The sequence below is a fragment of the Desulfoluna butyratoxydans genome (assembly GCF_900699765.1).
GTDB lineage: Bacteria > Desulfobacterota > Desulfobacteria > Desulfobacterales > Desulfolunaceae > Desulfoluna > Desulfoluna butyratoxydans.
Genome location: NZ_CAADHO010000026.1, coordinates 1 through 1,605 on the forward strand (window position 1 = coordinate 1; position 1,605 = coordinate 1,605).

General features: G+C 44.4%; 1 protein-coding gene. It reads right to left on the reverse strand.

Annotated features, from left to right (window positions below):
* Positions 1-34: 34 nt before the first annotated feature.
* Positions 35-1,587, reverse strand: a protein-coding gene (locus MSL71_RS26290) for an IS3 family transposase (protein ID WP_425484464.1) whose coding sequence is annotated in 2 segments (ribosomal slippage) — positions 35-1,128 and positions 1,128-1,587 — 1,554 coding nt in all. Because the reading frame shifts where the segments join, the coding sequence is not laid out codon by codon here.
* Positions 1,588-1,605: the final 18 nt, after the last annotated feature.

Below are 1,605 nucleotides of genomic sequence, written 5' to 3' on the forward strand. Positions count from 1 at the left end.
CGGTGGCTGTCAAGATAGTTGTCGCCTATACACATCAAGCCGCGACCAATCCGAGGCCCTCAGAAACAACCTTTTCAGGGTTAAGGTAAACGTGTTTTTTGTGTTCCATATCCTTACAAGGCCCACTCCAGCGCTCGGGGTGTTTTTCCTTCTGGCTTTGATAAAAGAGGGCTCGTTGCTTTAGGATTTCGATATCCTCACCCCGATGTCGTTGATCGGGTGTAACAAAATTGATGGAACTGTGGCGATGCACGAGGTTGTACCAATTCGTAAAAGAAAGCACCCACGTCCGAGCCTGGTCAAGGTCAACAAATCCGTCAGTAGGGTACTCTGGACGATACTTAAATGTTCGAAAAAGCGACTCCGCAAATGCGTTGTCATTACTTACTCTTGGGCGGTTAAATGAACTTGATATTTCAAGCGTTTTAAGTTTCTCTCTCAATGTTGCGCCCTTCATGGGGCTACCGTTATCCGAATGTAAGATTAGAGGCTTTCCGATGCACCCTTCACGCAAAACTGTTCTATGAACGAGTTGGGCAGCATTTTTTGATGATTCGCAGATATGTACCTCTTGCGCAACAATTTTTCGGCTGAATAGGTCAAGAATCATATAAAAGTAATAATACTGGCCTTTGATCGGGCCTGGTAAGTAGGTGATGTCCCAGCACCATACCTGGTTTGGAGCCGTTGCGCAGTGAGTGGTTGCTTCTCTTGAAGGTTGAGATTTCTTGGAGCGACCCCGGTGCTCAAGCATCTTCTTCTTTTTAAGGACTCGATAAATTGTTGATTCAGAGCCAATATATTCTTTTCGATCGGCCAAAATCGGTACAATTTGACAAGGGGATAAGTCACAGAACTCCTCGGACGTTGAGACTTTAATAATCTTCTCTTTTTCAGAAGGACTCAGGCTATTTACAGGTACTGGGCGCTGGGCGTCAGCACGGCGATCAACAGCAACACCATTGGCACAAGTCCAACGTTGAAAGGTACGGATATCAATCGATAACTCTTTACAAGCTTGAGCTTTTCTGGCGCCCGAAGCCACAGCTTCATTAATCAAGACAACGGCCGCCTTGCGATCAGAGGGGCTGATCATTCGTCCCCGCTGTCCCCCCAAATCGCATTTGCTTTTTTTCTTAAAACAAGAAGAGCAGCTGTCTCAGCAAGGGCCTTGTCTTTTCTAAGGAGTTCTTTTTCAACTTTTTTCAGACGTTTCTGTAGCACTCGATTCTCTTCTAATTCTTTGGCAGGTGGTCTGTTTTTAGGGGTATTAGCTTGAACACAAGCTTCCCGCCATTGAACAAGTTGCTCTTTGTAAATTCCTTTTTTTCTACAATATTCACCGATCTCTGACTCACTCAAAGATGCTGTTTCAAGGACTATTAAAAACTTTTCTTCAGATGTCCATTGTGATTTTGATCCTGATTTTTTCACAAAGCCTCTTTTTTTGCGGTCTCTTTTACACCAACTGTAAAGGGTATTCTTGCTTATCCCAGTTTCTTTCTCGAGTTCCTTTACAGGAATATTCTCCGGTGGCGACATACGTTGAATGAGCTCTGCCTTGTATGCTGGGGAATAGTGATTCATAACTTTTCCAAATCCGCC